Genomic DNA, 25,467 nt, shown 5'->3' on the forward strand with positions numbered 1-25,467 from the left:
GTGCTCACGGCTTCGCCTCGGGATAATCCACGCGCACCGGCATGCCGACCGGCAGGTCCGCCGCATCCGGCCCCAGCGTCACTTCGGCCAGGTAGCTCAGGCGCGCCGCGTCTTCGCCGATCAGCGCGTAGTACGGCGTGAACTCCGGCTCGCTGCGGATCAGGCGGACCTTGCCCTGATAGACCTTGTCGCGGCCGTCGACGTGCACGCGCACCGTGTCGCCGACGCGCATGCGCGCACGCTGCGGTTCCTGCAGATAGATGCGCGCATACGGCGCATCGCCGGCGAGCAGCACCACCAGCGGCGAACCCACCGGCGCCTGGTCGCCGAGCTTGTACGGCAGGCTGTCGATGCGCCCCGCACGCGGCGCCACCAGCGCCAGCTTGCCCAGCAGCACCTTCTGCGCCGCGGCCTGCGCCTGCGCGGCGGCAAGCGCGGCTTCACCCTGCGCGACCTGCTCGGGACGCGTGCCATGCAGCAGCGTGTCGAGCGATGCCTTTGCGGCAGCAACCTGGCCGTCGGCATTGCCCGCGGCGGCGCGCGCGTGATCGATATCGGCGGCGGCCGCGTAATTGTCCTTCTGCAGCGGCAGCAGGCGCTGGTAGTAGGCGCGCGCATCGCGAGCCTGTGCTTCGGCGGCGGCCAGGTCGGCGCGCGCCTTGGCGATGTCTTCCTGGCGCGGGCCTACGCGCAGTTCCAGCAGGTTGGCCTGCTGCTGTTGCGCCTGCGCTTCGGCGGCGGCGAGGTCGGCCTGGGTGTGGGTGGGGTCGAGTTCGAGCAGCGGCTGTCCCGCCGCCACCTGCTCGCCTTCGCGCACCTTGAGCGCCACCACGCGTTCCGCCGCCGGCGCGGGCATGCCGATGCGGTCGTATTCCAGCGTGCCCAGGGCTTGCGGCGGGGCCTTGCCGCAGGCGGCGAGCGTGCAGGCCAGCATGAGGGCGAACAGGTATCGGCTCATCGTGAAGCTCCGGACGGCGATGCGCCCAGGCCGCCTTCCAGCAGGGCCAGGGTGTGGTTGATCAGGGTCTGCTGGTCGAGATCGTCGGCCTCGAAAACGCGCCGCCAGATCGGCGCGCCGGCGGCGGGAAACAAGGTGAGCCCCACCAGCGACACCACCAGCAGGCGCGGATCCAGCGCGGGATTGAGCGTGCCGGCCTGCTTCGCCGCGGCGAAGCGCTGCGCCAGCAACTGCGGCAGGTTCGGCAGCAGGTGATGGAACAGCACCTCGCGCAGCTCGCCGCCTTCGCACAGCACCTCGCGCACCCACAGCGGCGGGAGCCAGGGATGGCTCGCCACCACCTCGCCAATGCCGCGCACGAACATGCCGGCCAGCGCCATCGGCTCGCTGCCCGCCTGCGCCAGGCGATCGCGCATCGGCGCCAGCGCGGGCAGCAGGCGTTCGTCGATCACCGCCTGCTTCAGCTGCTCCTTGTCGCCGAAGTAGTAATGCAGCATGGCCGGCGTCACGCCGGCCTCGGTGGCGATCGCGCGCAGCGGCGTGGCGCCGATGCCGTCGCGGGCGAAGCGCGCGAGGGCGACATCGAGCAGGTGCGCGCGCAGGTCGCGGTCTTCCCTGGCGGGACGGCCGGCGGCGCGGCGGGGCTTGGCGGGGGACTTGGTTCGGGCCATGCCGCGTAAATTAATTAAACAATTAATTATTGGCAAGCGCGGTCGTGCCGGCCCCTACGTCCGGGTAGCCCTGATCCCGCCCCCCGCGCTAATCTCGCGCGCCTATGACAGAGCTCAATCAGCGCGACTTCGCGCTAGACCCCGAAGACAACGCCCGCCTCGCCAACCTCTGCGGCCCCTTCGACGAACACCTGCGCCAGATCGAGCTGCGCCTGGGCGTGGAAATCGACCACCGCGGCACGCTGTTCCAGGTGATCGGCGAGGACGCCGCCGCGCGCGCGGCGGAAAAAGTGCTGCGCGCGCTGTACGCCGCCACCGAGCACGAAGCCCTGACCGGCGCGCGCATCAACCTGCACCTGGCCGAATCCGGCATCGACGCGCTCACCGCCGAAGCGACCGAAGGCGCGCAGGATGTGGTGATCAAGGTCAAGCGCGGCGTGATCAAGGGCCGCGGCCCGAACCAGGCGCGTTACCTGCACGCCATCACCACCCACGACATCAGCTTCGGCGTCGGCCCGGCCGGCACCGGCAAGACCTACCTGGCCGTGGCCAGCGCGGTGGAAGCGCTGGAAGCGAACCGCGTGCAGCGCCTGCTGCTGGTGCGCCCCGCGGTCGAAGCCGGCGAGAAGCTGGGCTTCCTGCCGGGCGATCTGTCGCAGAAAGTGGACCCGTATCTGCGCCCGCTGTACGACGCGCTGTACGAAATGCTCGGCTTCGAGAAAGTGGCCAAGCTGATCGAACGCAACGTGATCGAGATCGCGCCGCTGGCCTATATGCGCGGCCGCACGCTCAACGATTCGTACGTGATCCTCGACGAAGCGCAGAACACCACGGTCGAGCAGATGAAGATGTTCCTCACCCGTATCGGCTTCGGCTCGGTCGCGGTGATCACCGGCGACGTCAGCCAGGTCGACCTGCCGCGCAACGTGCGTTCGGGCCTGCGCCATGCGGTCGAGGTGCTGCGCGGCGTGGACGGCATCAGCTTCACCTTCTTCACCTCGCGTGACGTGGTGCGCCACCCGCTGGTGGCGAAGATCGTGCGTGCCTACGAGGCCTTCGAGCAGCAGTCCGAGGAAACCCGGTGAGCGCTGCCGCTGCGTCGAACCTGGCGCTGTCGGTGGGCTACGCCGCGCCGCGCGCCGGCGTGCCCTCCTCCGCCAGCTTCCGCCGCTGGGTGGAAGCGGCGCTGCGCGGGGCGAAGCGGCGCAAGGCGACCGAGCTGTCCATCCGCATCGTGGACGCGAAGGAAGGCCGCGCCCTCAACCGCGACTACCGCGGCAAGGACTACGCCACCAACGTGCTGTCCTTCCCCGCCGAACTGCCGCCCGGCGTGGCCCTGCCGCTGATCGGCGACCTCGCCATCTGCGCCCCCGTGGTGGCCCGCGAGGCCGCCGAACAGGGCAAGGCGCCGCGCGACCACTGGGCCCACATGACCGTGCACGGGGTGCTGCACCTGCTCGGCTACGACCACCTCGAAGATGCCGAGGCCGAGGCCATGGAAGCGCTGGAAACCCGCATCCTGGCCGGCCTGGGCATCGCCGACCCGTACGCCTGAAGCCTGGGCGGGCGTGGCTTGCGCCCTGAATCGTCACAAGTTTTAGGCTAGACTCGCCATTCCGCCCTAGCGATGGGCACACCCGCAAGCGTAATGAACGAGGACCCTGGCAGTACCAGCGGCCCGGCCCACCGCAAATGGTGGGATCGACTGGGCCATCTGTTTTCCGGCGAGCCGCGCAATCGCGAAGAGCTGATTGAAGAGCTGCGCTCGGCCCAGGCCAACGGCCTGATGTCCAACGACACCCTCACCATGGTCGAGGGCGCGATCAAGGTCACCGAACTGAGCGTCGACGACGTGATGGTGCCGCGCGCGCAGATCGTGATGGTCTCCGCCGAAGCCCCGCTGAGCGAGATCTTCGCCATCGTGGTCGAATCCGGCCACTCCCGCTTCCCGGTGCATGGCGAAGACAAGGACGAGATCCTCGGCATCCTGCTGGCCAAAGATCTGCTGAAGTTCGTCGGCGACGGCCGCGATTTCAGCCTGGCCACGGTGCTGCGCCCGGCGGTGCTGATCCCCGAGGCAATGCGCCTGAACGTGCTGCTGGCGGAGTTCCGCCACACGCGCAACCACATGGCCCTGGTGGTGGACGAGTACGGCGGCGTCGCCGGCCTGATCACCATCGAGGACGTGCTGGAGCAGATCGTCGGCGAGATCGACGACGAGCACGACGACGAGGAAGAACCCCAGCTGATGCACGAGCAGGCCGGCGGCGGCTGGCTGGTCAGTGCGCTGACGCCGATCGCCGACTTCAACGAGCAGGCCGGCGCCGCGTTCTCCGACGAGGAGTTCGACACGGTCGGCGGCATGGCTACCTCCGAGTTCGGCCACCTGCCGGAAGTGGGCGAGGAAGTCGCCATCGGCGGCTATCAGTTCCTCGTCACCGAGGCGGACGACCGCCGCGTGCAGCAGTTCCGCGTCAACCGCCTCGCCGAAGGCTGAGCCGTTCTTCACCCTTTAGGAAACGCCCGCCGATGAGCCTGATCGCTCGCACCCTCCTGTTGTTTGCACTGCTGGGGGCTGCGTTCGCCCAGGCTCAGGCGAGCGTGGCCAATGCGCCGGGCGCGAACCTCGAAGTCTCGCTGATCACCTACGGCCCCGGCGAAACCTATTGGGAGCGCTTCGGCCACGACGCCATCCAGCTGCGCGACACCGTCAGCGGCGAGTCGGTCGACTTCAACTACGGCGTGTTCGATTTCGACGAAAGCGGCTTCCTGCTCAACTTCGCGCGCGGCCGCATGCATTACCTGATGGATGCCGCGTACACCGCGCAGGACCAGCGCTACTACATCGAATCCGGCCGCTCGGTGACGCGCCAGCCGCTGGCGCTGACGCCGGACCAGGCCGCCGCCTTGCGCGACTTCCTGCTGTGGAACCTGCGCCCCGAAAACGCGCGCTACGACTACGACTACTACGCCGACAACTGCACTACCCGCGTGCGCGACGCGCTGGACCGCGCGCTGGGCGGCGTGCTCCGCAAGCAGCTGCAGTCGCGCGCCGGCCTGATGACCTACCGCCAGCAGACCGCGCGCCTGATGAGCGCGCAGCCGTGGCTGATGCTGATCCTCGATCTGGGTCTTGGCCCCTACGCCGATCAACCGCTGAGCGCATGGCAGGAAAGCTTTCTGCCGATGGTGCTGGAGCGCGAACTGGCCGCGGTGACGGTGGACGACGGCGCCGGCGGCACGCGCAAGCTCGCGGGCGACAGCACGCTGGTGTCGGCGAACCGGCTCGACGTGCCGCCGGAACACGCACCCGACCTGCGCATGCCGCTTGCCATCGCCGGCCTCGCTTTCGCCGTGCTGCTGATCCTCGCCGCGCGCCGCTGGCCGACCGGTCTCGCGCTGCTCGGCACGCTTTATCTCGTCGCGGCCGGCATCGTCGGCCTGTTGCTGCTGGTGCTGTGGACGCTCACCACGCATCACTCCGCCTGGGCCAACGCCAACCTGCTGCTGTTCAATCCGCTGGCCTTCGTGCTGCTGCCTTCGCTGTGGCGCGCACGCCGCGGGCTGGCCGCTTCGCGGCTGGCGGACCGCGTCATCCTGCTGCAATTGATCGCGCTCGCCGTCGCCCTCGGTCTGCATGTATGGCCCGGCACCGTGCAGCAGAACCAGCCGTGGCTGCTGTTCGCGATCCCGTGCTGGCTGGCGCTGTCGTGGAGCCTGCGGCGCGGGCTGCGCCGCCTGCGCTGAATCGCAGGAACTTGCTATTGAACCGCGCGTGAGGCCCTGGGCATCATGCGCGCCATGGTCCTGAGCCCCCGCCCCGCCCCCACGCCCGACGACGCCAAACCCGCCATGGTGGTGAACTGCGTCGCCTACAACACCCGCGACGGCAAGCGCATCGGTGACGTTACCCTGGACGCGATCAGCGACGTGCTGAAGCAGCCGGACACCTTCGTCTGGGTCGGCCTGCACGAGCCCGACGAGTCGCTGCTGCTGAAGCTGCAGGAAGAATTCGACCTGCACGATCTTGCGATCGAAGACGCCCAGGCCGCGCACCAGCGCACCAAGATCGAGGCCTACGGCGAGTCGCTGTTCATCGTGGTGCAGACCGCGCAGCTGGTGAACGGGCATATCGCCTTCGGCGAAACGCATATCTTCCTCGGCGCGCGCTATCTGGTGACGGTGCGCCACGGCGCCTCGCTCTCCTACGCACCGGCGCGGCGCGCCTGCGAGCACACGCCGGACCTGCTGGCGCTCGGCCCCAGCTATGGCCTGTACGGCGTGCTCGACTTCATCGTCGACAACCTGCTGCCGATCGTGCGCGAGTTCAAGGAAGAACTGCAGGAGCTGGAAAAAGACATCTTCGGCGACACCTTCAAGCGCCGCACCGTGCGCCGCCTGTACGACATGCAGCGCGACCTGATGACCCTGCGCCTGGCGGTGGCCCCGCTGCAGGACATCATCAGCCAGCTGGTGCGCATGCATCCGCATCTGATCCAGGACGAGCTGCGCGCGTATTTCCGCGACGTGTACGACCACGTGTTCCGCGTCAACGAGTCGATCAGCGCCATGCGCGAAATGCTCGCCGCGGCGATCAACATCAACCTCTCGCTGGTCACCTTCAACCAGAACGAAGTGATGAAGAAACTGGCCGGCTGGGCCGCGATGCTGGCCGCGCCCACTCTGATCACCAGCTGGTACGGCATGAACTTCCACCATATGCCGGAGCTGGAGCAGACCTGGGCGTATCCGGCGATGATCTGCCTGGTGATCGGCGTGGTGGCCGGCATCTATGTGTGGCTGAAGCGGTCGCGCTGGCTGTAATTGCCGATCACGACCGGCGTAGGTTGGGGTGAGCCAGAGGCGAACCCCAACGCAGGTATCGACGAAGCGCACGTTGGGGTTCGCCTGCGGCTCACCCCAACCTACGCCGCATTATTTAGATGGCGCCGTCCACTGCTTCAGCCAGGCATTGACCGTCTCGTGCCACTGCACGCTGTTCTGCGGCTTCAGCACCCAGTGGTTCTCGTCGGGGAAGTGCAGGAACTGGCTGGGAATGCCGCGGCGCTGCATCGCGGTGAATGCGCCCAGGCCCTGCGTGTCCGGAATGCGGAAGTCCTTGCCGCCGTGCACCACCAGCATCGGCACGCGCCAATCCTTCACGTGGTTGAGCGGATTGAACTTCTCGTAGTTCTCCGGATGGTCGTAGGCCGTGCCGCCGTTTTCCTTCTCCTCGAACCAGAGTTCTTCGGTGGAGTAGTACATCGAGCGCGCATCGAACACGCCGTCGTGGTCGACCAGGCACTTCCACGGCTCGTTCCACACGCCGGCGATCCAATACACCATAAAGCCGCCGTAGCTGGCGCCCAGCGCGCAGGCGCGGTCGCCGTCGAGGAAGCTGTACTTCGACAGCGCGCTCTTCCAGCCCGCCTTCAGATCGTCCAGCGGCTTGCCGCCCCAGTCGCCCGAGATGGAATCGGTAAACGCCTGGCCGTAGCCGGTGGAACCGTGGAAGTTGATGGTGACCACGGCGAAGCCCTGGCCCGCATAGGTCTGCGGATTCCAGCGATAGCTCCACGCATTTTCCATCGCGCCCTGCGGGCCGCCATGGATGATGAAGGCCACCGGATACTTGCGGCCGGATCTGTAATTGGCCGGCTTCACCACATAGCCCTGCACCGACTCGTTGTTCCAACCCTTGAAGGTGAAGAACTCGGCGTCGCCCATCTGTGCATTCTTCAGGCGCTGCTCGTTGTAGCGGGTCACCTGCTTCAGGCCCTTGCCCTGCAGGTCGGCGGTGTACAGGTCGGCCGGATGCTTCAAGTCGTCGCGCTGCAGCAGCAGCTTCGACTTGCCCAGCGAATAGCCGCCGACGGCGCCGTCGGTGACCAGGGTGCGCACCTTGCCGGTAGCCGCGTCGATGGCGAACAGCGGGTGCTGGCCGTGGTCGTCGGCGCCGGCGTACAGCGTCTTGCCGTCGGCGGAAATCTTCAGCGCGCCGGCGGAGCGGTCCCAGTCGGGCGCGACTTCGCGCTTCTGGCCGCTGTCCAGGTCCAACGCGGTGATGGCGAAGCGGTCCGCTTCGAAGCCGGGTTCTTTCATGGCCAGGTAGTACAGCGTCTTGCCGTCGGGCGAAGCGACCGGGAAGGCGTCCCAGGCGAGGTTCGCGGCGGTGAGGTTCTTCGGCGCGGCGGAGCCGTCGGCCGGCACGCTGTAGACGTCGAAGTTGGTCGACCACGGCTCGGTCTTGCCGGCGATGCGCGCATCGAAATACACGGTGCGCCCGTCGGGCGAGAAGCTGAATTCGTCGTCGCCGCCGAACGGCTTGCTCGGCACGTCGCCGTCGATGCCGCGGCTGAGCAGGCGCGGCGCCTCGTCGCTGCCCAGGTCCGCGATGTACAGCTGCGCGCGGCGGCCGTCGGCCCAGGTATCCCAGTGGCGCACGAACAGCTTGTCGTACACGGTGCCGGTGGACTTGTCGGCTTCGCGGCCGTCCAGCCGCTCCTTGGTGCAGGCCAGGTCGTTGCAGTCGGTGAAAACGTCGAAGCTCATCAGCGCCTGCTTGCCGTCGGGCGACAGCACGAAGGCATTGACGTCGATCGGCGTATGCGTCACCTGCGCGGGCGCCGCTGCGGTCTTGCCGAGCAGCCCCGCCTTCGGCTCGTTCGAACCCCAGCGCCACAGCTGCGACACGCCGTCTTTCGCCGCCAGGTAATAGAACGACGCGCCATCCGGCGCCCAGCGCGGCGAGGAACCCTTGTCCACCAGCTTGCGCGGCTTGCCGCCCTGCTGCAGGTCCAGCAGATAGATGGCGGTGACGCCCTTGTTCGCCGCGTAGTCGGTGCTGCGCACGGTGTACAGCGCGTAGCGGCCGTCCGGCGACAACTGCGGATCGCCGACGCGGTCCATCATCACCAGGTCGCGGATATTGAACGGATGCGGCGAGTGGTTCTCGACTTCGGCCGCCACGGCGGAAGACGCCGCCAGCGACAAGGCCAGCGCGGCAAACAGGGGCTTCATGGGCAGGATTCCCTCGGCGGAACAAAGCGCAGACGGTACAGAGGCCCCGCCACGCGACGCAAGGAATAACGCAGCAAGACGGGCACTTGCAGCGGGCGCCGGGCGGCCCGCGCTCGCTATACTCGGCGTTTTTGCAGTCCGGCACGCCCATGGCATCCACCCATCCCGCCCTTGGGGCCACGCTCGATCACGACGAGCTGTTCGGCCATCCCAAGGGCCTGTACGTCTGCTTCTTCACCGAGATGTGGGAGCGCTTTTCGTTCTACGGAATGAAGGCGCTGCTGGCGCTGTACCTGATCAAGCACCACGGCTTCACCGACGCGGAAAGCCTGTCGGTGCTCGGCGCCTACGGCGGCCTGGTCTACGCCACGCCGGTGCTGGGCGGCATCCTGGCCTTGCGCTACCTCGGCATGCGCAAGGCGGTGCTGCTCGGCGGCGTGCTGCTGTGCCTGGGCCATCTGGGCATGGCGGTGGAAGGACATGCGGCTACGGTGGGGCCGGATGGTGTGGTGCATCGCGACCTGTTCGCGCTGAGCGTGTTCTATCTGTCGCTCGCGCTGATCATCAGCGGCGTGGGTTTTCTCAAGCCGAACATTTCCACCGTGGTGGGCAAGCTGTATGCGGACGGCGATCCGCGGCTGGATTCGGGTTTCACGCTGTTCTATGCCGGTATCAATGTGGGCGCGCTGTTCTCGGCGCTGATCTGCGGCTATCTCGGCGAGCGCTATGGCTGGAGCTATGGCTTCGGCGCGGCGGGCATCGGCATGCTGGCGGGCCTGGCGGTGTTCCTCACCGGCCAGAAATACCTGCAGGGCCATGCCGAGCCGCCGGATCCGGCAGCACTGCGGCGCCGGCTGTTCGGCCCGCTGACGGTGGAATGGGCGATCTACCTGTGCGCGGCACTCGCCTTGCCGGCGCTGTGGGCGCTGATGCAATTGGGCAACGCCGTGCTGTGGCTGCAGGTGGCGACGATGGTGGCGTGGCTGGGCTGGCTGGCCTGGTACGTCACCGCGCGCTGCACCAAGGTGCAGCGCCAGCACATGCTGGCCTGCGTGTTCTTCGTGGCGGTATGCCTGCTGTTCTTCACCCTGTACGAGCAGACCTACGGCTCCTGGGTGCTGTTCAACGACCGCATGCTGACCAAGGACCTGTTCCCCGCCCTGGTGATCCGCGAAGGCCATCCGGTGCCGTGGTCCACCCTGCCCTTGGTGCTCAGCCCCTTCCTGGTGGCGCTCGCGCTGCGCCTGCGCGGCGGCCGCCTGCCCGGCCTGCTGCTCGGCGGCCTCACCCTGATGGGCGTGGTCTTTATCGTGCGCGACTGCATTGTGCTGCCGCAGACGGCCAGCTCGCTCACCTACCTCGGCCCGCTCTTTATCGTGCTGCTGGCGCCGCTCGCCGCATGGCTGTGGCCATTCCTGGAACGCCATGGACTCAATCCGTCCAAGCCGGCGAAGAGTGCGATCGGTCTCGCGTTTGCGGGCATAGCTTTCATTCCGCTGCTGATGGGCAATCCGGATCCGGCCAGCGGCGCGCTGGGCAGCGTGTGGTGGATTGCGCTGGCTTACCTGCTGATCGAGATGGGCGAGGTGGCGTTGTCCCCGATCGGCCTGTCCGCCGTGACGCAGCTGTCCGTGCCGCAGGTGGCCGGCTTGATGATGGGCGCGTGGTGGCTGGGCACCTCGTTCTCCGAACAGCTGGCCTCGATCCTGGGCAAGCTCGCCGCGCTGGACGTGCCGGCGGACGGGCAGATCGACATGGCGGTGGCGGCGGCGAAGTATGGGACGCTGTTCCAGCAGATGGTATGGCTGGGGCTGGGAGCTGCCGTGGTTGCGCTGCTTGTGACGCCGTTGGTCAAACGGTGGATGCAGGGGGTGAGGTAAGCCCCGCCCTGGCTTGGCCCAAGATGACCAGGATCGTGCTGGCGGTCACGGAACCGACGTCCACTCATCCCTGCTGGAGGGTACCCCGGTAACCGTATCAAGATTGGTACAAAACATGCCTCGCCTGGGGCGTCGACACCCAGGGGGATGCTTTTATGTTGCGCCAACGTCTTGCTAAGGGCTTTACCTTGATCGAGCTGATGATCGTGGTAGCGATCATCGCCATTCTTGCGGCGATTGCGATACCGGCCTATCAGGACTATGCCATTCGTGCGCAAGTCACCGAAGGGATGAGCTTGGCTACCGGGGCCAAGACTGCGGTCTGGGATTTCGTCTCCAATACCGGCAGGTTCCCGCCGAATAACGAGTCCGCAGGACTGGCGCCGAATACGTCGATCGTCGGTAGTTATGTTTCAAGCGTCGACGTCACCGGTGGGCTGGTCAAAGTAAAATTCCAGACCGCCAAAGCCAATTCGCACATCAACGCTGCAAGTATCTATCTGGCGCTTTCGCCGGTAAGCCACAGCGGAAGCATCAGCTGGACCTGCGTCAAGAGCACGGTTGATCCGAAATACCTGCCGACGTCCTGCAGGCAGTAAACGCGCACGCGAGTGACGCAATATGTCACCTACTGCCCAATAGCGACATCAAAAGCTTATGCAGGATCGATCACAGTTCACTGGATTAAGCTGCAGCCACCCAGTCTGCTGTGAGCTTTCGTGAAGCTAGGCACAATTCCTAGCCCCACCACTATGCGGGAATATGTCTGCGGCAAAAATGGCATACATGCTGCTTAATTTGCCGCGAGCTTCCTGGTCGTTCCTGACCGTACGTATGGAGTCCGATCCCGCCTAGGGGGTTCGGGACTGGGGCTCAGGGGGCATCAAAACGGTTAGCTAACCAAAACAGAGGAACCATCATGAAGAACGTGCAGAAGGGCTTCACACTGATCGAACTGATGATCGTCGTTGCGATCATCGCCATCCTCGCCGCCATCGCCATCCCGGCCTATCAGGATTACCTGATCCGCTCGCAGGTGTCGGAAGGTGCGGTGCTGTCGGACGGTGCCAAGACCGCGATGGGTGAGTTCTACAGCAACACCGGTCACTTCCCGACCGTCAATGCCTCGGCCGGCCTGGCGAAGTCCACCAGCATCCTCGGCAAGTACGTCTCGGGCGTCGACGTGAGCACGACCGTTGGTCAGATCCAGGCCAAGTTCAGCAACAGCGCTAACAGCAAGATCGCCGGCAAGATCCTGGCCTTCTCCGCCATCACCAACGCCGGCAGCATCTCCTGGTCCTGCACCAACGCCGCCACGACGGTGGATCCGAAGTACCTGCCGACCGCTTGCCGCAAGTAAGCACTCAGCGGATAGCTTGCAGAACGAAGGGGCCGCATCATTGCGGCCCCTTTTTAGTTTCATGACCGGCGGCAGCCATCGATGCGCAGATTCCTATATCCCGCTCTCTATATCCTGCTCATCGCATTGACCTTTCTGGCCTATGCAAATGGTCTGCGTGGCGGCTTTCTGTTTGACGACTTCGCTAATCTCCCCGCTCTGGGAGCCTCTGGCCCTATCCACGATGCGGATAGTTTCCTGCGTTTCGTGACCTCAGGCTCCGCCGACCCCCTGGGACGGCCCGTAGCGCTCGCGAGCTTCCTGCTCGATGCGCGGGACTGGCCAGCCTCGCCACTGCCCTTCAAACGCACCAATTTGCTGGTGCACGTATTCAACGGCCTTCTGCTTGCACTGCTGCTGCGACGCCTGGGATCGGCGATGCGCAAGGGCGACACCAGGCAACAGCATCGCTACGAGCTGGCCTCACTTCTCGGCGCAGCCTTCTGGCTGCTGCACCCGCTGTTCGTCTCGACCACGCTCTATATCGTGCAGCGCGAGGCCATGCTGCCCGCCACCTTCACGCTGGCCGGCCTGCTGCTCTGGCTACAGGCACGCCAAGCATTTCGCCAAGGCCGTGCTCGCACCGGATGGTTGAACGCCTTGCTCGGTCTTGGCCTCTGCACCCTGCTCGCAACCTTGAGCAAGGCCAATGGCGCGCTTCTTCCCGCGCTGGCGCTAGCGATTGAATGGTTCTTTCTCAAGCCAGTCGCGCCACCGGATAGCGACTGGTCGGTGCAAGGCCGCCGCCAATACCGAATGGCTGTGCTTTGCCTTATGGCGCTACCCAGCACCGTCGTCGGCGCCTATCTGTTGTACGCCGGCTGGCAAGGACTCACGCTTGGCATATCCAGCGTGCGGTCATGGACTCTTGGACAACGACTCATCACCGAACCACGGGTACTTTTCGAGTATCTCCGCCTGCTCTGGCTGCCGCATCCCTACACAGCCGGCGTATTCAACGATCAGTTCGTGGCCTCTACATCGCTTTGGTCGCCACGCAGCACGCTGCCCACCCTGCTCGGTCTGCTGGGGCTGCTGGCTGCCTCCTGCCTGATGCGCCGCAAGGCACCAGTGATAGCGCTGGCGATCGCTTTCTATTTCATCGGACAGTCGATGGAATCGAGCACGATCGCCCTCGAGCTCTACTTCGAACACCGCAACTATCTGCCGGCCTTGCTTATGTTCTGGCCCTTGGCGCTATGGCTTTGCGGCGTCCCTGTTGTCACCGCATCGCGCATGCGGATCGATGGCGCGCGCACCATCCTGTTCAATCAAAGGATCAAGACCGCCATTGCCCTGGTGATACTCGCAGGATTCGCCTGGATGACTTATGCGCGGGCAGATCTGTGGGGCAATACACGCGACCAGGCCCTGCTTTGGGCCGCACTCAATCCGCAGTCGCCGCGAGCTCAGGCCTATGCGGCCCAGGAGGAAATGGCCGGCGGCCATCCCGACCAAGCCATCACACGTCTGGCACCAGCCCTCGAGCGCGCCCCGGATGAAGTGCAGCTCGCCTTGAACCTGCTCGCGGCACGGTGCCAACAGGGTTCGATCGATGCGGCAAGCATGCAGGCATCCATCGTCGCGCTGCGCACCACTCGTGACACCGGCAACCTTCTGGCAAGCTGGTTCGGGCGCAGCCTTGACCAAAGCCGTGACCCTGCTTGCCCACAGATGAATCTGGATGGGATCGAGGCCCTGCTCGAAGCGGCCATGTCCAACCCACGCCTGATGGAAACGCCAGGGCGGCGACAGGATCTCTATCACTTGCGCGGCCGCATCGCACTGGAGCGGCATGAACCATCTGCGGCCCTGGACTCCTTCAAGCTCGCACTCGATCAGCAAGTGACCCCATCCATCGCTTTCCAGCAGGCGGCATTGCTCGGTTCCTCGGGATATCCAGCCCAGGGGCTGCAGCATCTGGATGACTACGAGAGCAAGCGCTCGCGAGAATTCGTCCCCGCCTTCGGCATGGCGCGCGTCCATGCCTGGATACTGCGCCACGAGCGCTACTGGGACAAAGAACTGGTACGGTTACGCCAGACCCTGCGCGATGATGCGCAAAGCCGCTCCTCTTCCACTGAATCCGCATGACCGCAATCGTTCGCCCTTTCCGCTCAGGCGGCATCACACTGATCATCCTGCTTGCCGCCACCCTGGCGATCTACTGGCCGGGACTGCGAGGAGGATGGCTGTTCGACGACTACCCCAACATCGTCGACAACCACGGCGTGCAGCCCTCGAATGCCAGCCTCGCCTCGCTGGTGCAAGCCGCGCTCTCTTCGCCAGCCAGCGACTTCAAGCGCCCGCTCGCGTCGCTGAGCTTTGCCGCAAATTACCTGGCGACCGGCCTGAACCCCTATTGGATGAAGCTTGCCAATCTGGCCATTCATCTCTTGAACGGCTTGCTGGTCTTCGTGCTCGCACGACAATTGATTATCGCCACCTCGCGCGCGGATAGCGATCTCGACTCACATCGCCGTGCGGGCGTCGCTGCCGCATGGATCGCTGGCGGCTGGCTCCTGCTGCCCATTAATCTGACATCCGTGCTGTACGTAGTACAGCGCATGGAGAGCATGGCAAACCTGTTCGTGCTTGTCGGCCTGATCGGCTATATCGCCGGCAGACGCCATATGCTCGCCGGAAGCTATGGACGAGGGCTGATCCTCAGCGCGGCAAGCATCGCCGTCCCTGCCGCGATCGGCCTTCTCGCCAAGGAAACAGCCGTCATGCTGCCGTTGTATGCGGCCTGCGTGGAATGGGTGGTTTTTCGTTTTCAGCGCTCGGATGGACGACGCGATGCCTGGATAGCCGGCGGCTTCCTGCTGTTCCTGGCGTTGCCTCTAGTCGCAGGCCTCGCCTGGTTGCTGCCCGGCCTGCTGAAACCGTCAAGCTGGGCCACTCGCGACTTCACGCTGGCAACGCGCTTGTTCAGTGAGGCACGCATTGTCCCCTCATATGTCGTCTGGACCGTGCTGCCCACGCCCAATGCGCTGAGCTTCTATCACGACAACTTCCGCATCTCGACCGACCTGCTGTCGCCATGGACCACGACCGCGGGAATCGCCTCGCTGGCCGTGCTGATCTTCCTTGCGCTGCGCTTGCGGACAAGCCGGCCGCTCATCGCGCTTGGGTTGCAGTTCTTCATCGGCTGCCACCTGCTGACAGGCACCATTCTGCCGCTCGAGCTGATTTACGAGCATCGCAACTACTTCGCCAGTTTTGGCCTGATGCTCGCTATCGTCCCGGCACTGATCGACAGGACCCAGGGCGCCCCCGAACGGATGCTGTGGATTCGCCGCACCCTGTTCGGTGTTCTGCTCCTGCTGTGGGCGAGCCTCACGGCGATGACGTCCCTGGCCTGGAGCAGCCCGCTGCAACTCGCCGAGGAGCTGGCCGCACGCGCGCCAGACTCTCCGCGCGCTCAGTACGAACTCGGTCGCACCTACATCATCTATTCCAATTACGACCCCGCATCACCCTTTACGCAAATGGCTTATGCGCCGCTGGAGCGTGCCGCCGCCCTGCCCGAATCATCGATCCTTCCCGAGCAGGCGCTGATTTTCATGAACTCCCGCATGCGCCTGCCGCTCAAGGATTCATGGTGGGAAACCATGACGAGCAAACTCAAGGCGCGGACGCCCACCGTCCAGGACGAGAGCTCATTGGGCGCTCTGGTTCAATGCGCGCGTTCCGGTCAATGCGATCTTCCCAGGCAACGCATGGTCGGCGCCTTCCTGGCCGCGCTTTCTCACACGCGCACCGGATCCCGTACTCTCGCCACATATGGCGACTACGCATGGAACGTCCTGGACGACAAGAACCTGGGCCTGCGCATGGCGACCGAGGCACTACGGGCAAGCCCCAACGAGCCTGCTTATCACATCACCGTCATTCGCATGCTGATCGCGCAAGGCAAGCTCGACGAAGCACGGCTGGCCATCAAGAACCTTGAGGCGCTCAACTATGGCGGCCGGCTGGACAGCAGCATTGCCGAGCTTCGCGCCCGCATGCCCTCGCCGTAAGCCCGATGGTCGAAACACGAACTCATCAACTAGGCGATACGTCCCCCGCTGACTGAATTGCCTTCAGCAACACATTCTCCAGCTTGATGGCCAACGTCTTCCAGCTCAGCGCGAGTGACGACGGAACCACCAGGGGAGACCGAAGCTGCTGCTCCAATCGCCGGGCGAGCCCTTCCGCATCTCCCGGAGCATAAAGGCAGGTCGGATAGCCTTGCAGCAGCAAGGCAGCGTCGCCTACGGCAGACACGACTACCGGGAGCTCACCCGCCACCATCTCAGCAAGCTTCTGTGGATAGCAGGCACGCCCAAAAGCGCTGTCTTTATTGCATACGACTCCGACATCCAGCGCCGCATACAAAAGGGGCACCTGCACGTGCGCAAGCTCCCCCAGATCCAACGCGTTCTCGGCCAGGTCCTTCCATAGCGCTCGATCACGCGGTCCCGCCACCACCAGCCTTGCGGCCGGCACCTGTTCGCGCAATATCCGATAAGCCTGGAGCAGGTCGCCGATACCACGGGAGGCACTTAGGGCGCCTGCAGTGCCGATTAACGGAATTTCCTGCGGCAAGCCCAGTCGTTGCCGAGCTTCGTCACGGTCAATCGCTCTCGTGAATATCTCAGGGACCCCGTTCTCCACCACCTGCACAGGCGCGGCAATCGACGCACGGGAATGAAGAGTGGCTGCCAGTGAATGACTCACCGCGCTTATCGCATTTACGCGCACCGCTGCGCGGCGCAACGCCCGGTGCACTCCTGGCAAGGACGCCAGGCCGAATGCCTCGTAGTCATCGTAGAAATCGGCCACCGTCGGTATGCACCAGCGGCGACCGACTTCCGCGACACCGATCACATGAAAAGCGTCCGAACTGGCCCAGATCGCCTCCGGGCGAAAATCACGCACAAGCTCCTGGAGCCTGCGCCAGTAGGCCAACGGCGACCGCCACGCATTTACCGACTGCCAGCTGACACCCGCTTCCATACCGCGAAACTCATCGCGCGGGCGATACGAGGCGGCGAGAACCGCCACTTCGTGCCCCCGTGCAGCAAGCTCCACCGGCAACTCATAGAGGCGGCCATAGCGGTCATCCAGCAGATCCTTGCCAGTGTATTGCCGCTTACTGAGAACAAGCAGGCGCATACGCCTCGCCCCTACCCGCAGCCTGCGATAACAACGAAAGATTGGCTGCCGCGACCGCCTCAATGGCAAACCGAAGTTCCACCAGCTCGCGTGCACAGCGGCCCGCCCGAAGCACCTCGCCATCGGAGGCACCGAACATCTGCAGCAAGGCCTCCGTCAACTGGTCAACTGAGTCGGGATTGCAGACCCATCCCGCTTCGCCATCCACATAGACATCGATGCCGCCACAGCGAGTGCAAAGCACGGGAAGCCCGGCCTCCATCGCTTCCAGGGCGGAGTTGGACATGCCTTCATAGCGGGATGGCAGCACGAAGATGTCGGCCTGCATCAAGACGGAGCGGACCGCATCCACCTCGACAGGGTCCCGGAAAAAAACACAATCGGCCAAGCCCAATTGCGCTACTTGGCGGATCAGGGCTTCTCGTCGCGCTCCATCGCCGAACAAGTCCAGACGGAATTGGATGCCTTGTTTCCGGCACGTCGCGAGCGCGGGGAACAGCAGGTCCAACCCCTTCTGCTCGCTATAGCGCCCGGTCCAGACCAAACGCCGTACTTTCGCTACGGACAAGCGCGGAGCCAGATCCGATACCGCAATTCCATTGGGCACCCGGCTCAATGCCGGCCGTTCAATACCGATCGCAGCCAAGTCGTCGGCAATGGCCGTGTTGATGAGATTGATCACCTGAACATGGCGATCGATCAGTCTGACCAGCCATCGCCAACCAGGAATGGAGCGGACAAAAGCCGCATCGCCGGCACCACGCGCGTTAATCGGACACGCCACGATGGGCCACCTGCATAGCCTGATGCTCTTCAACATCACCAGGCACAGCAGTCCGTCGCTTATCCCACGGCAATACACCACGTCGTAAGCCTGCCGGTTGCGCATGACCAGCCCCGCCATTGACACGACATAGCCGATGGCCCGCCCAAGCCGGCCGCCGAAGGCCCAGGTATGTATCCGGTGAGTGCGAATGGCTTGCCCGGACAGGTCCTGCACGCCATCCGGAATGCGATGCCCCGCCACTTCCACCGATGCACCCGCCTTCGCCCATTCAGCCGCAAGGCGCGCCACCTGATTCTCGGCTCCGCCAAGCACATGCGGCGGCAGGTTGCCGATCACCAGTATTCGCAAAGCATCTTCAGCCATGCCGAGCACTCCAGCTCAAGTACATGAGCTGCGCCCAAAGGGCATACCCATAGTCCGCGCGCCCGGACAAATGGTCGTCAAACAATGAGCGGATCAACCCTGCATCCACCCATGGATCATGCCTCAACACTTCTCCGCCCAACAGATCGGCTGCCCATTCGCGCAAGGGGCCGCGTAGCCAAGCGCTGATCGGCACATCGAAGCCATGCTTCGGGCGCGACACCAGCGAGGAAGGAAGTTGCCGCCCGAGCATTTTTCTCAGCAACAGTTTGCCCATCCCACCCCGCGCCAACCATGACTGCGGCATGCGCCAGGACAAGGCGAGAAGACGGGGATCCAGGAGCGGCACGCGCAGCTCCAGCGCCACCGCCATGCTGGCCCGGTCAAGCTTGCTGTGAATGCCTTCCGGAAGGCTCAGCCGTTGATCCACATAGCGCATTCGCCGCGCAAGGCCGTTCACGCTGGATGGAGTACTTGGCCAAGCCCAGCGCATGCCGCGCGAGAGCACGTCGCTTGCTACCCCGCCCCCGCCGCCCGTGAAGGCGAGCAACCTTGCGTAATAGTCATCTCCATCGATAGCCGGAATACGCGCGGCCTGCCTGAGCAAGGATGCCGACTGCTTCCCACGGGGAACCAGACGCCCGACCTTCTCCAGAAAATTCGCGGTCGCCCGTCTGCCGCCCTCGCCCAGCCCATGAAGCATCCCCCATGAACTCTCGGCATTGAGGTAGCGCTGATAGCCATGGAACAGTTCATCGCCACCGTCTCCCGTCAGGGCTACCGTCACGCGCTTCCGGGCAGCTTCGCAAACCAGCAGGGCGGGGATCTGCGCGGCGTCGGCAAAGGGCTCGTCGTAGACATCGGGCAAGCGAGTCACCATGTCCAGCGCATGCGATGCGGATACCCTGATCTCTTCGTGTTCGGTCCCCAGAAGCCGGGCAATGTCGCGTGCGGGGCCGGATTCATCCAAGGCGACCTCGTCGAAGCCTACCGTGAAGGTTCGAACGGGCGAACGCGACTGGCGCTGCATGCTGGCCACGACCAAGCTCGAATCGACGCCACCCGACAGCAAGGCCCCGACGGAAACATCAGCCATCATGCGTATACGCACGGCATCGTCGAGAAGCGCCTGCACGGCGTCCATCGCGCCGTCTTCCGTTCCGCCCCATGGCTGCGCCAGAGCCTGTCCAACGGTTTCGTCCAGGCTCCAGTAAGTCTCCAGTCTTGCCGTAAACGCCTCGATCGACAGCGGTGTGGCGGCATCGGCGACGCGCAACCGCAGCAGGCTCGCCGCCGGCAGCTTGAACACGCCTTTATGGATACTCCACGGCGCGGGCACATACCCGAGCCGAAGCATGAGCGCGAGAGCGGATGGCTCGACCTCCTGCTTCCACCGCGGATGGCAGCGCAAAGCCCGCAATTCGGAGCCGAATACGAGAGCACCGGAGACCCAGCCTACATACAACGGCTTTTCGCCCGTACGGTCTCGCGCGAGCAAAAGCTGCTCGTTCAAACGATCCCACAGTGCAATGGCGAACATGCCATTGCAGCGGCGCAGCGCTTCATCCACACCCCACCGGACCATGGCCGCGAGCAGCACCTCCGTATCGGAATGGCCATGCCACCCCTCTACCCCAGCCTCTACCAAGCTCTGACGAAGCTCGTGATGGTTGTAAATCTCGCCATTGAACGAAAGCACATATCTTCCGTCATGGGACTCCATCGGCTGTGCGCCGGCAGGCGAAAGATCCACCACTGCGAGCCTGCGGTGAGCCAGTCCCACGCCGATGCACTGGTCGAACCATAGGCCACCATCATCCGGGCCGCGATGGCGCAGCGATGAACCCATGGACAAGAGCAACGGCTCCATCTCCATGGCGGCGTCTCCCAGAAACCCTGCTATTCCGCACATGGTGGGTGGCTCAACCGGCTGGAGGACTCTTCATGCAAGAACATAGGTAGCTACCGGCCTTCATAGCGGCTTTCTGCATGAGGCTTCCACGCCGTTGCCACCATGAGTCACCTGGATGTCGGTCGCTCCCAGCTGCTCCAGAAAACGCCGGATCTGCTTGGCGGTCCGCCGATGCTTGTAGACGTCGGTCATGGCATCGTTGGTGTCGAGCAGCATCCAGTCGTAGTACATCTCCCGATCACGCAAGCCGAAATGCGGGTAATAGTTGACGATCGGGTTCATTCTGCTCAGCACGAACTGGATGGCCTTCGACTCCCGAAAGCGCCATACCAACGGGAACCAGAAATCGAACACTCGCTTGACGGCCGCGAATTGACGCTCCTTCGGGACACGCAGGAAATACCAGCGATAGAACAGACCCGCGACACCGAGCGGCGGCGGCATGAAGTTCCTTAGCTTCCACCGGTAATGATCGAATACCAGTCGTCCACCGGGTCGCACCCGCGACCACAGGGCACGGATACTCTCCTCCGAATCCGGCGTATGTTGCACCACGCCCAGGCAAAGCACGAGGTCATAGGCTTCCCGGGGGAAAGGCATCTGGCGTATGTCCGCCTGAACCAGGCACAGCCGATCGCTCGCCCCGTTGTTGGCCCTGTTGGCGGCCACCGCGCCGGAGAAATCGAACGAGTCGAGCACCGCTCCATGCTTCAGCAGGATCTCAGTAAATCGCCCGGCGCCCGAGCCGGCCTCCAGGACCAGCTGCCCATCCAGCGACTTCAGGCTTTGCCGCAGGCAACGCTCCAGGCGCGTCGCAGACAAGGGAATGCCCGTCGCGGAATCCAGCTGGGTCTGCGGAAACCGTACCCACTGCTCGCCGAAGGCACGTGCATAGTTCTCGCCAGCAACAAAGCGCGGCACACCGTCCACGATGGGGTAGCTGGTGCCGTCGGGCGCGATGTACGCAGCCTCGCTCCGTTCAAGCGGCGAGCCGGATCGAGGGTCGACCAAACGGGGGCATGGAGTTGTCGATGTATTCATTCGGATCTTCGCAACACTCTATGGAATCTTAAGAGCCATCGCCGGCGGAACGGGCCACGCGCATCACGTAGACGCGGCACGATGACCCTAACCATCTGGACAGCCGGCGTCGTGCAGATATCGGCAAGCGTTCGGCGAACAGCATGTTCCCGGTATAGAAGAGCCTGGTCGGATAACTTTTCTCGACTTGGAAGCCCGCCCCGGCAAACACCGCTTGCCACCACCGCTCCGAAAAATAATGAGGTTCGGTAAGCGTCGTGCCTCGCTCGCCATGACGTTCCGGCCACAACATGGTCCACCAGGGCCGTGACGGCCTGCCACCCGCCCCCTGGCCTTTGGGCGCCGGCCCGGCGAGCCGGCGCCAGACCCTGGTCACTAGCCAGGGGTAGTGCGTCAAGCTAGTCCACCAACGCCAGCTCGGCGTCGGCAGCACATGCACGGCCAGCGCATCGTCGGCCATGACGCGTCGGCATTCAGCCAGCAGGGGACCGATGGAGGAGACGTGTTCCAGCACATTAGAGCTGAACACCACATCCACCGACGAGTCGGGCAAAGGCAATCGAGTTCCGTCGTAGTCGATCACGGGAAAAACCCGCTCCGCAGCATAGCTGCTTGCTGGAAGATCGACGGCCGTCACCCGATAACCGTGCGCCTGCAGAAGCGCCGACTGATGTCCCGTGCCGGCACCGATGTCCAGCACCCGCACGCCAGGCTGAGCCGAAGCTGCACCAGGAAGCTCGGCGATCACCAGGCCAAGCTCATGCTCGCGAACGGAATGCAGATAATCGTTACTCATGCGCTTCTTTTTATCCGCCGCGTCATGCCGTAGACCACACGGCCCCATACGAGCGCCCCAAGCAGGGCCTCGGCACCAAGCACTACTTCCACCACGCCCTCGAGCCCTGCGACTGGCGCGCGCCACGCAATGCCAGCCCCCATGGCGCCGACAGCCAGCAGCTCGCTAAAGAAGCGCCAATTTTTCCACCCCAGGCCCAACAGGGCATTGGTTCCCAGGATACGCAGGCAATACAGAGGCACGTACAGCGCCAGCAAACGCACGGCGACAGCCGATTCCGCGAAGCTCGGGCCAAGAAGCCACGGCACCAAGCCGCTGCCAAGCCAAACCACGCCCCCCATCACAGCACCATACCCTCCGGCGCCCAAGGCAAGCAGGGACAGCGCCCGCACCGCAGTAGCAGGCTTGTCCACCGCTCGAAATAGCCTGGGCAAAGCTGCTGTCACCATGGCATCGACCGGAAGAGCCGCTACGCTCACGAATCGGTTGGCTGCGACATAGCGACCAGCCAATGCCTCCCCGCCCCACAGGAGCGCAAAGGATTTGTCCAGCGTACTGAGCGCAAGCGTGCTCGCCTGCATAGCGGAGAACCCCAGGCCCGAACGAATGTCGCTCCAGCGAACTCCGCTTCCCGCCGATTCGATGGATAGGCGACGCCGGCTGTCCAGAATCAGCAACAGCGATGCAGCGGCAGTAAGCAAGCCATGCAACCAGGCGTAGGTGTCGATGCTCACTCCACTGGGGAGCAGATACAGCAGGAGCACGGCCGTGACACGGGCCATCGAGAGAACCACCGGGGCTGCCGAGGCGTACCCCATCCACCCGCGGGCCGCATATGCGTAAGCGACCTGGGTGACCCAGGGTGCCCATACCAGCTCGGATATCGCGATGGCCAGCAACAGCGATCCGCCAGCCGTCGCGTAGATTTCGCGGGCGACAAGCAGGTATAGCGCAGCCAGCGCCACTCCAGTGATCGCCGTAAACAGGGAAGCCTGCCGCCAGCGCTCGTTCAGCATTTGCGGGTCGCGCGCGGCATCCTGATACATTCGCAACCCAAGCCCCAAGCCGACAAAGCCACTCATCGCCAACGCGAGCGCAGCCAGGCCGGAAAACAAGCCGTAACTCGATGCCCCTAGCGCCCGCGCGAGCAACAGCACCCATGCCAACTGCGCCCCAAGGCGCCCGGCACTCCAAGCCATGACGGTCAGCGAACTGCGCGCAAGCGAACCACCGCGGAACGAAATCAGCGCAGCCAGCTTGCCAAGTGGAATGGAGGCCACGTGCCTTCAGCCTCTCGAACTGGAAGCCGATGCACGATGCGGGTCGACGATGTCGATGGACAAAGCCTGCGCAACGCCATCGCCAAACGCATCCCAGGCAAATCCCTGGGCAAAATCCCGGCACGGCTGCGCGAACTCGGCATGGGACTTCAACGCAGCCACCACCGCATCTGCCAACGCGCCGTAGTCGCCCGCCTCGACCAGGTGCCCCGACCGGCCTTCGGCCACCGCATCGATCACACCACCGGTGGCGAAAGCCACCGTCGGTAAGCCATGTGCGGCCGCCTCCACCGCCACCATGCCGAATCCCTCAGGGTCGCCGGGCAGTTCGCGCACCGGAAAGACATGGACATCGGCAGCACCATAGATCACGCCCAGCTGGCGGTAATCGGTGATCTGACCTAGAAAACGCAGACGCTCGGCGACACCAGCCCGAGCTGCCTCGGCCTTGATCGAATCGATCGTCTGTGCCCTCGCATGCAGCGCATCATTCGGCGCGTCGCCAATCACCAGCAGCGTCGCCTCGGGAACGGACTGCACGATGCGCGGCAAAGCATGCTGCACGAATTCGCGCATGCCCTTGCGAGTGCTTAAGCGTCCGACTGAGAGGAGCAGCGGCCGATCGCCCAGATCGTGCTCTGCGCGGAAACGCTTCGTTGCATCCGTATCAGGAAGCGCAGGCATTTGTACGCCGGGATGGACGATACGAATCCTCGAGGCGGCCACGCCAGCCGAAATGGCCAGCGCACGTGTCGCCTCACTGTTGGCGATGATGCGCTCCATGCGCCGAAGCGCCGGGAACCAGAGCCCACGATAGACCGGGTGCGAAACTGCCATATCAAGTCCATGCACGTAGGTTGCCGCACGCGCACCGGCGCTTCTTGCGGCAAGCCAGACGGGCAAGGCGGTCAGGCCACTGCCGGCGATCACCACGTCAGGTCGCCAGCGACGCGCGAGCCGACATGCCGCGAAGCAGGCGCTCGCCAGGAATTTCCATAGCGGCCGGAGCGGGACTTCCACGATTTCCACGCCTGCAGGGGCCTGGGCTGCGGAACCTGCCGGGCCGATCACCCGAACCTCACCATAGCGGGCGAGCTCCTCGGCCATATGCCAGTTCAGCCGCTCCATGCCGCCCACCAGGGGCGGCAGGTTGCGCGTCACCAGCAAAAAGCGGGGGCGCTCAGCCATCGCGCCGGTACATCAGCGCCGTGATCTGCTCCGAGACCAAGCCGATCAGGAAGATGATGACCGCTGCGCTCCACATCAGCGTGCTCATATTGGTCAGGCGGCCTTCGTGCGAGAAGGTCCACGCGTAATTGGCGCAACCGAGCAGGAAAAACACCACCGCCGTCGGCGCGAACAGCTTCAGCGGCGAATACAGCGTGGCAATCTTGAAGATGATGAGCAGAAACCGCACTCCGTCCTTCAGCGGCTTGATATGACTCTTGCCCACTCGCTGCGCCGCCTTGATCGGCAGGTACGACACCGGATAAGCACTGCGGAAGAACGCCATCGTGCTGGTCGTCGGATAGGAAAATCCGTTCGGCAACAGGTGCAGGAATTCGCGGAAACGCTCGGCACGCACCGCGCGGAACCCCGACGTCAGATCCGCCACCTCATGCCCCGTCATCCGCGTCGCCAGCCAGTTGTAGATCGTATTGGCCACGCCGCGGCCGACCCCCGCCTGGCTACCCCAGTCACGGGCGCCGACCACCATGTCGTAGCCCTGCGCCAGCCGCTCCAGCAGCCTGGCGATGTCGGCCGGGTCGTGCTGGCCATCGCCGTCCATGAAGACCAGGACGTCCCCGCTGGCCGCACGAGCGCCGCGCTTGATCGCTGCGCCGTTGCCCATCGAATAGGGCGAGGACAGGCACTGGACATCTGCGGAGGCGCAGATCGCGGGGGTATCGTCAGTGGAACCGTCGTCCACCACGATAATCTCGGCGTCCGGCTGTGCAGCCCGCAGGCGCGGCAGCAGGGTCTTCAGGGCCGCGGCCTCGTTCTTGGCCGGCAAAACGATACTGATACGGTCCAAAATGACTCCCCCGAGCGTAAACGCTAATAATAGCCTGCCTACGGCGAGGTCGGCTGTGGCGGATTTGACGAAACGGCCACCTTACACAGACATGCTCCGTACGCCTGGGGGTCTATAGGGAGCAAGAAACTGTGCTTAGAGTCACCTTACCGTCATCCGCAC

At 64.4% G+C, this 25,467-nt stretch carries 21 protein-coding genes; 10 read left to right on the forward strand and 11 right to left on the reverse strand.

What is annotated here, in order from left to right; genetic code table 11:
- Positions 1-4 precede the first annotated feature (4 nt).
- Both KK141_RS16510 and KK141_RS16515 read right to left on the reverse strand, forming a co-directional pair.
- Positions 5-958 carry an HlyD family efflux transporter periplasmic adaptor subunit gene (locus KK141_RS16510; protein ID WP_214572228.1) on the reverse strand — a complete coding sequence of 318 codons (954 nt, stop codon included), beginning with the start codon at positions 956-958 and terminating at the stop codon, positions 5-7.
- On the reverse strand, positions 955-1,629 hold the full coding sequence (locus tag KK141_RS16515; RefSeq protein ID WP_214572229.1) for a TetR/AcrR family transcriptional regulator: 675 nt from the start codon (positions 1,627-1,629) through the stop codon (positions 955-957). The genes KK141_RS16510 and KK141_RS16515 overlap by 4 nt, the downstream gene beginning before the upstream one ends.
- Positions 1,630-1,733: 104 nt before the next feature.
- On the opposite strand from KK141_RS16515, the gene KK141_RS16520 reads away from it, so the two are divergent.
- From KK141_RS16520 to corA, 5 genes are all read left to right on the forward strand, one after another.
- Positions 1,734-2,714 (forward strand): PhoH family protein, encoded by a 981-nt coding sequence (locus KK141_RS16520; protein ID WP_214572230.1) that lies wholly within the window; start codon positions 1,734-1,736, stop codon positions 2,712-2,714.
- Positions 2,711-3,184, forward strand: coding sequence for an rRNA maturation RNase YbeY (gene ybeY / locus KK141_RS16525; protein ID WP_345777608.1), 474 nt, complete (start codon positions 2,711-2,713; stop codon positions 3,182-3,184). The genes KK141_RS16520 and ybeY overlap by 4 nt, the downstream gene beginning before the upstream one ends.
- A gap of 93 nt (positions 3,185-3,277) precedes the next feature.
- A complete protein-coding gene (locus tag KK141_RS16530) occupies positions 3,278-4,126 on the forward strand; it encodes a transporter associated domain-containing protein (protein ID WP_214572231.1) in 849 nt (282 codons plus the stop codon).
- 32 nt (positions 4,127-4,158) lie between these two features.
- Positions 4,159-5,376 (forward strand): DUF4105 domain-containing protein, encoded by a 1,218-nt coding sequence (locus tag KK141_RS16535; RefSeq protein ID WP_214572232.1) that lies wholly within the window; start codon positions 4,159-4,161, stop codon positions 5,374-5,376.
- 54 nt (positions 5,377-5,430) lie between these two features.
- A complete protein-coding gene (gene corA / locus KK141_RS16540) occupies positions 5,431-6,453 on the forward strand; it encodes a magnesium/cobalt transporter CorA (RefSeq protein WP_250901825.1) in 1,023 nt (340 codons plus the stop codon).
- A 111-nt stretch (positions 6,454-6,564) separates the two neighbouring features.
- Here the strand turns inward: corA and KK141_RS16545 are convergent, their stop codons facing one another.
- Positions 6,565-8,649 carry a S9 family peptidase gene (locus KK141_RS16545; protein ID WP_214572233.1) on the reverse strand — a complete coding sequence of 695 codons (2,085 nt, stop codon included), beginning with the start codon at positions 8,647-8,649 and terminating at the stop codon, positions 6,565-6,567.
- Positions 8,650-8,798: 149 nt separating this feature from the next.
- Between KK141_RS16545 and KK141_RS16550 the strand changes: the two genes are divergently transcribed.
- From KK141_RS16550 to KK141_RS16570, 5 genes are all read left to right on the forward strand, one after another.
- On the forward strand, positions 8,799-10,529 hold the full coding sequence (locus tag KK141_RS16550) for a peptide MFS transporter (protein WP_214572234.1): 1,731 nt from the start codon (positions 8,799-8,801) through the stop codon (positions 10,527-10,529).
- 155 nt (positions 10,530-10,684) lie between these two features.
- On the forward strand, positions 10,685-11,128 hold the full coding sequence (locus KK141_RS16555) for a pilin (protein ID WP_214572235.1): 444 nt from the start codon (positions 10,685-10,687) through the stop codon (positions 11,126-11,128).
- 320 nt (positions 11,129-11,448) lie between these two features.
- A complete protein-coding gene (locus KK141_RS16560; protein WP_214572236.1) occupies positions 11,449-11,889 on the forward strand; it encodes a pilin in 441 nt (146 codons plus the stop codon).
- 81 nt (positions 11,890-11,970) lie between these two features.
- Positions 11,971-14,022: a tetratricopeptide repeat protein gene (locus KK141_RS16565; RefSeq protein ID WP_214572237.1), complete on the forward strand. Its 2,052-nt coding sequence runs from the start codon at positions 11,971-11,973 to the stop codon at positions 14,020-14,022.
- Positions 14,019-15,953: a hypothetical protein gene (locus KK141_RS16570; RefSeq protein ID WP_214572238.1), complete on the forward strand. Its 1,935-nt coding sequence runs from the start codon at positions 14,019-14,021 to the stop codon at positions 15,951-15,953. The genes KK141_RS16565 and KK141_RS16570 overlap by 4 nt, the downstream gene beginning before the upstream one ends.
- Before the next feature lie 25 nt (positions 15,954-15,978).
- On the opposite strand, the gene KK141_RS16575 is transcribed toward KK141_RS16570, so the two are convergent.
- The 8 genes from KK141_RS16575 to KK141_RS16610 are packed head-to-tail and all read right to left on the reverse strand — an operon-like array spanning position 15,979 to position 25,305.
- Entirely contained in the window at positions 15,979-17,091 is a 1,113-nt protein-coding gene (locus KK141_RS16575) for a glycosyltransferase family 4 protein (RefSeq protein ID WP_214572239.1), read from the reverse strand.
- The gene (locus tag KK141_RS16580; protein WP_214572240.1) at positions 17,069-18,241 is read right to left on the reverse strand and encodes a glycosyltransferase family 4 protein; all 1,173 of its coding nucleotides are present in this window, start codon (positions 18,239-18,241) and stop codon (positions 17,069-17,071) included. Before KK141_RS16580 ends, KK141_RS16575 begins: the two co-directional genes overlap by 23 nt.
- Positions 18,234-20,153 carry an asparagine synthase (glutamine-hydrolyzing) gene (gene asnB, locus KK141_RS16585; RefSeq protein ID WP_284733893.1) on the reverse strand — a complete coding sequence of 640 codons (1,920 nt, stop codon included), beginning with the start codon at positions 20,151-20,153 and terminating at the stop codon, positions 18,234-18,236. Before asnB ends, KK141_RS16580 begins: the two co-directional genes overlap by 8 nt.
- Before the next feature lie 60 nt (positions 20,154-20,213).
- Entirely contained in the window at positions 20,214-21,194 is a 981-nt protein-coding gene (locus tag KK141_RS16590; protein ID WP_214572242.1) for a class I SAM-dependent methyltransferase, read from the reverse strand.
- A 28-nt stretch (positions 21,195-21,222) separates the two neighbouring features.
- Positions 21,223-21,990 (reverse strand): class I SAM-dependent methyltransferase, encoded by a 768-nt coding sequence (locus tag KK141_RS16595; protein WP_214572243.1) that lies wholly within the window; start codon positions 21,988-21,990, stop codon positions 21,223-21,225.
- The gene (locus KK141_RS16600; RefSeq protein ID WP_214572244.1) at positions 21,987-23,270 is read right to left on the reverse strand and encodes an oligosaccharide flippase family protein; all 1,284 of its coding nucleotides are present in this window, start codon (positions 23,268-23,270) and stop codon (positions 21,987-21,989) included. The genes KK141_RS16595 and KK141_RS16600 overlap by 4 nt, the downstream gene beginning before the upstream one ends.
- Positions 23,271-23,276: 6 nt before the next feature.
- Positions 23,277-24,458, reverse strand: a complete 1,182-nt coding sequence (locus tag KK141_RS16605; protein WP_214572245.1) for a glycosyltransferase family 4 protein — start codon at positions 24,456-24,458, stop codon at positions 23,277-23,279.
- The gene (locus tag KK141_RS16610) at positions 24,451-25,305 is read right to left on the reverse strand and encodes a glycosyltransferase family 2 protein (protein ID WP_214572246.1); all 855 of its coding nucleotides are present in this window, start codon (positions 25,303-25,305) and stop codon (positions 24,451-24,453) included. Before KK141_RS16610 ends, KK141_RS16605 begins: the two co-directional genes overlap by 8 nt.
- Between the last annotated feature and the right edge of the window lie 162 nt (positions 25,306-25,467).

The sequence above is a fragment of the Dyella sp. LX-66 genome, from assembly GCF_018599165.1.
Taxonomy (GTDB): domain Bacteria; phylum Pseudomonadota; class Gammaproteobacteria; order Xanthomonadales; family Rhodanobacteraceae; genus Dyella_D; species Dyella_D marensis.

Coding starts and splice junctions, on each gene's coding strand:
- KK141_RS16510 (WP_214572228.1), bottom strand. CDS start 958: ATGAGCCGATACCTGTTCGCCCTCATGCTGGCCTGCACGCTCGCCGCC.
- KK141_RS16515 (WP_214572229.1), bottom strand. CDS start 1,629: ATGGCCCGAACCAAGTCCCCCGCCAAGCCCCGCCGCGCCGCCGGCCGT.
- KK141_RS16520 (WP_214572230.1), top strand. CDS start 1,734: ATGACAGAGCTCAATCAGCGCGACTTCGCGCTAGACCCCGAAGACAAC.
- KK141_RS16530 (WP_214572231.1), top strand. CDS start 3,278: ATGAACGAGGACCCTGGCAGTACCAGCGGCCCGGCCCACCGCAAATGG.
- KK141_RS16535 (WP_214572232.1), top strand. CDS start 4,159: ATGAGCCTGATCGCTCGCACCCTCCTGTTGTTTGCACTGCTGGGGGCT.
- corA (WP_250901825.1), top strand. CDS start 5,431: ATGGTCCTGAGCCCCCGCCCCGCCCCCACGCCCGACGACGCCAAACCC.
- KK141_RS16545 (WP_214572233.1), bottom strand. CDS start 8,649: ATGAAGCCCCTGTTTGCCGCGCTGGCCTTGTCGCTGGCGGCGTCTTCC.
- KK141_RS16550 (WP_214572234.1), top strand. CDS start 8,799: ATGGCATCCACCCATCCCGCCCTTGGGGCCACGCTCGATCACGACGAG.
- KK141_RS16555 (WP_214572235.1), top strand. CDS start 10,685: ATGTTGCGCCAACGTCTTGCTAAGGGCTTTACCTTGATCGAGCTGATG.
- KK141_RS16560 (WP_214572236.1), top strand. CDS start 11,449: ATGAAGAACGTGCAGAAGGGCTTCACACTGATCGAACTGATGATCGTC.
- KK141_RS16565 (WP_214572237.1), top strand. CDS start 11,971: ATGCGCAGATTCCTATATCCCGCTCTCTATATCCTGCTCATCGCATTG.
- KK141_RS16570 (WP_214572238.1), top strand. CDS start 14,019: ATGACCGCAATCGTTCGCCCTTTCCGCTCAGGCGGCATCACACTGATC.
- KK141_RS16575 (WP_214572239.1), bottom strand. CDS start 17,091: ATGCGCCTGCTTGTTCTCAGTAAGCGGCAATACACTGGCAAGGATCTG.
- KK141_RS16580 (WP_214572240.1), bottom strand. CDS start 18,241: ATGGCTGAAGATGCTTTGCGAATACTGGTGATCGGCAACCTGCCGCCG.
- asnB (WP_284733893.1), bottom strand. CDS start 20,153: ATGTGCGGAATAGCAGGGTTTCTGGGAGACGCCGCCATGGAGATGGAG.
- KK141_RS16590 (WP_214572242.1), bottom strand. CDS start 21,194: ATGAATACATCGACAACTCCATGCCCCCGTTTGGTCGACCCTCGATCC.
- KK141_RS16595 (WP_214572243.1), bottom strand. CDS start 21,990: ATGAGTAACGATTATCTGCATTCCGTTCGCGAGCATGAGCTTGGCCTG.
- KK141_RS16605 (WP_214572245.1), bottom strand. CDS start 24,458: ATGGCTGAGCGCCCCCGCTTTTTGCTGGTGACGCGCAACCTGCCGCCC.